Below are 4,118 nucleotides of genomic sequence, written 5' to 3' on the forward strand. Positions count from 1 at the left end.
CGGACGTATCAGCTTCTTGATCTCTCGAAGCGACGCCGCCCACAACGCAAGCGTCTCCTCAATCGACGCTGCCCGCGTCCACGATCTCCGAATCATGGTTGCCCATGGATTCAGAAACCTTCCAAGAACGCAACTGTAATGCTAGCCTGGCTGCAATACGCCGCAAAGTAGAATGGTCCCATCCTCCTTGGAGCCCTGTGCCCTCGTACTGTTGCATGAGGGACCTTGGTATGGGCTCGTCCCGACCGGATATAAGTTGATGCGGCGAGCGCCGCATGGCGAAAGGGGCTCCGCCTTGGGTCAATTGAACAAATGTCATCGGAACGTCAAAACGGGGAAAGAGGATCCAACAGAAACGCAGTTACGTTTGCAGCGTAATGGGCAAGGACACCAATTGTCGCTCAGCGCGCGCTTTCGCCGTCAACCCCTCGCGCCTTCCGGCGCGACCCTCCGGGCTCCGGGGGGTGACCGCTCAGCGCGGCCAAGCAAAGGGGCCTGCCGTGCCCATCAATGCAGAACTGCGCTCGCACGAGCCCCCTCTTGAAACGTAGGAAGAGAAAAAATGTTGATCGCGAAAACTTCTTGACACGCCAAGCCCTCATATAAGTGCTAGACGACCGATTCCATGAAACCTGCGCTGATGGAGCAGGCTGAATTGGTGGAACGGACAGGCTGTTGGGGGATTCCTCGTTTGCGGTCGGCGAAACGAGGAGCTGTATCATGGCAGGATGGCGGCGAGCGGTCGAATTGGCCATGAGTGATGAAGAGATTGCGACCTTGACGACGCTTTCGCGGTCGAGGATCGAACTGGCGAGCCGGGTGTCGCGGGCGCAGATGCTGCTGGCGTATCGGGAAAACCCTTCGTTCTGCGCGGTGGGCCAGAGACTTGGGGTCCATCATCAGACAGTGCAGCGCTGTGTCGAGCGGGCGCTGGCCGATGGCCCGCTGGCGGCCCTTGATGATCGTCCGCTACCGGGCAAGGAGCCGACGATCACGCCTGAGGCCAAAGCCTGGTTGGTGTCGCTGGCCTGCGACAGGCCAAGGACCACGGCTATCCACATGAGTTGTGGACGACGCGGCTCTTGGCGCGCCATGCGCGCGAGCACGGGCCGGCGGCGGGGCATGCGTGTTTGGCCAATGTGGTCCAGGGAACGGTGTGCAAGATCCTCGGCCGGGAGGAAATCAAGCCGCACAAAGTGCGCTACTATCTTGAAAATCGCGACGCCGAGTTCGACCAGAAGATGGCGGAGGTGCTGTGCGTCTACCGTGAAGTCGAAGTCCTGAAGAAAGCCTCTGCCAAGGGAAAGCGGCGGGGAAAGCCGGTGACGATCGTCTCCTGCGACGAGAAGCCGGGAATCCAGGCCATCGCAACGACGGCGCCAGATTTGCCGCCCAAGCCTGGTGTCCACGCCAGCTTTGCGCGCGACCATGAATACAAACGCCATGGCACGCTCAGCCTGTTGGCTGGGATTGATCTGCTCACCGGCAAGGTCCACGCCCTTGTCAAAGATCGCCATCGCAGAGAGTTCATCGAGTTCCTCAGACTTATCGATGCCGCCTATCCGCCGAACACTGCGATCAAATTGATCCTCGACAATCATTCCGCGCACATCTCGCGAGAAACCAGAGCCTGGCTCGCCACTCGACCAAGCGGGCGCTTCGAGCTCACCTTCACCCCCAAGCACGGCTCGTGGCTCAATCTCATCGAGGGATTCTTCTCCAAGTTCGCCCGTTCAGTCCTGCGCCATATCCGGGTGACTTCAAAACACGAGCTTAAGGAGCGCATCATGGCTGGCATCGACGATGTCAATCGCCATCCGGTCATCCACAGGTGGTCCTACAAACTCGCCGACGCCGCCTGATATGATTCGAACCAAGAAAACGCTAATCTAGCTAGTTTCTGTCGCGAAAGACATTTCGCCCTTTAAAATAGGGGTTATTTCGCGATTTTCGAGCACGTTTTTTCTTGCGGCGTACATGTGCATGGTATCACATTCTTCATATGAAGCATGTTGATTCGGAATCGCCTTCGGATGTCGCGCGCTGGCTGCGAAGCGAATCGACGAATCTCTGGCCTGCGCTTCTGGGCTCGCTGAGCCTGCGTCGTAGCCGGTGCATCCGCAAGAATTGCCCTGCGTGCCAGTCTGGCGAACAGCATCAAAGTTATGTGCTCTACGGTCGCGCGAACGGGCGTCGCGTTGCCGTCTACGTGCCGGAAGAGCTTGTGCCGGAGGTTCAGCGCAACCTGGACAACGGGCGCGCTCTGCAGGATCTGCTGCACCAGGCGGCACCGCGATACATCAAAGCGCTGAAGCGACGGCGCGCCGAAGCATCCAAAAGCAAGAAGAGCCGAGCGGTGTGAGAGCGACAGCGCGACAGATCAGCTTTGCCGATTGGGAGCTGATGCGGCAACGTGATCGGGGCATTCGGCCTGGAGCCGCTGCTGGAGGCGATATCCGGCTTTCTCGACGACCAGCGGGACGTCATCGAGCGTGTCCGGCGGGATCTGGTGCGTGGCCTGAAGCAGCCAGATAGCGGTCGTCACGGATTGACGGCGACACAGGTTCTGCGCTCGCTGGTTCTGATGCGGCTCAAGAACTGGGACTATCGCGAGTTGCGTGAACGCATCGCAGATGGATTGACGCTTCGTCAGTTCACCGACTTCTACTGCGCGCCGGTGCCGAAGCACGACGCCTTCCAGCGTGGCTTCATCCGTCTGACCCCACAAACGCTGAAAGCGGTCAACGATTTGGTGGTTCGGGCAGCGGTCGAGCTCGAATTGGAGGATGGCACGAAGCTGCGGGTCGACACTACGGTGGTGCAGACCGACATTCATCATCCGACCGACAACACGTTGCTATGGGATGTGGTCCGCGTCGTCACACGCTTGGTCCGCCGTCTGGCCAAAGCGCTGGAATTGCGAAGAATCAAGGGCTTTTGCGACCGCACGCGCGCGGCGCGGCGCCGGATGTACGAGATCCAGCGCATGACGACGAGGCAGCGTCACGAGCAGCAGACCCGGTTATACCGGGCGCTCATCGACATTGCCGAGGAGGTCGTAGGAAACGCACGCGCGGGGCTCGAGAGGACCCGCACGATGCGCGGCAAGGACATGTTCGCCGACATGGCCATCGAGGAACTGCGCAGTCAGATCGAGCACTTCTGCGGGCTGGGAGATCGTGTCATCGATCAGGCACGTCATCGTGTGCTCTTTGGTGAGCAGGTAGCTACCGACGAGAAGATTTATTCCATCTTCGAGCCCCATACCGACCTGATCAAACGCGGCAAGGTGCGCACGCCGGTCGAGTTCGGCCACAAAGTCTTCCTCGCCGAAAGCGCGGAGGGCCTGATCACGCAATACGAGGTGCTGAAAGGCAATCCGCCCGACGAGGTTCATGTGGCATCTTCCCTCCAGCGCCACAGGCAGGCCTTTGGCCGTGCCCCGCAGCTGTATGGCTCGGATCGTGGCTTCTTCAGCGAGCAGAACCTTGCCTCGTGCAAGCACGCCGGCGTGAAGGTGGTGTGCATTCCTCAGCGTGGTGGCAAGAGGACGGGACGACGTGAGGCGTACGAAAAGAGCGTGGTCTTCAAGAATGGTCAACGCTTTCGCGCCGGCATCGAGGGACGCATCTCCGTGCTGTTCCGAGGCCGCGGCATGAAGCGCTGTCTCGCCGAGGGACGTGACCGCTTCGAACTGTGGGTCGGCGCCGCGGTGCTCGCCAACAATCTCATGAGGATTGCGGCAATGCTGATGGCGGGATCGTCGCGCAGGCGAAAAGCTGCTTGATAGACCCGTAGGCCTGTCCCGGTCACTCAAAGTGGCCACGGCTCAGCGCATCTCAAGCTGACAGCCGGCGCGCAATACCTGAAACCAACTCAAAAATCATCTGTCCCGAGCTTGCCGGTCCCGTTGCTCTCCTTCATTTTGTGCCCAATCCATCGGCATAACTTGGATCGGCGCCCCCAAATCCGGGCGTTTCGCGACAGAAACTAGCTAGTTTCTGTCGCGAAACGCCTGTTTTTGTGTCGAGGCATGCCATTTCCGCAATAAAACCGGGGTGAACTGACGTCGGATGCCGGCATTTTCCGGGGCAATTGGACGCCGATTTTCGTCGCCA

General features: G+C 59.7%; 3 protein-coding genes. All 3 read left to right on the top strand.

The features are described from left to right. Positions 1 to 1,082: 1,082 nt before the first annotated feature. Positions 1,083 to 1,862 (top strand): IS630 family transposase, encoded by a 780-nt coding sequence (locus tag C7G61_RS42195; RefSeq protein ID WP_244608773.1) that lies wholly within the window; start codon positions 1,083 to 1,085, stop codon positions 1,860 to 1,862. A 140-nt stretch (positions 1,863 to 2,002) separates the two neighbouring features. Further along, a complete protein-coding gene (locus C7G61_RS42200; RefSeq protein ID WP_108523362.1) occupies positions 2,003 to 2,362 on the top strand; it encodes a DUF6788 family protein in 360 nt (119 codons plus the stop codon). Between the two features lie 51 nt (positions 2,363 to 2,413). Continuing rightward, a complete protein-coding gene (locus C7G61_RS42205) occupies positions 2,414 to 3,787 on the top strand; it encodes an ISNCY family transposase (protein ID WP_108523363.1) in 1,374 nt (457 codons plus the stop codon). Positions 3,788 to 4,118: the final 331 nt, after the last annotated feature.

This window comes from Bradyrhizobium algeriense (genome assembly GCF_003062295.1).
Taxonomy (GTDB): Bacteria; Pseudomonadota; Alphaproteobacteria; order Rhizobiales; family Xanthobacteraceae; genus Bradyrhizobium; species Bradyrhizobium algeriense.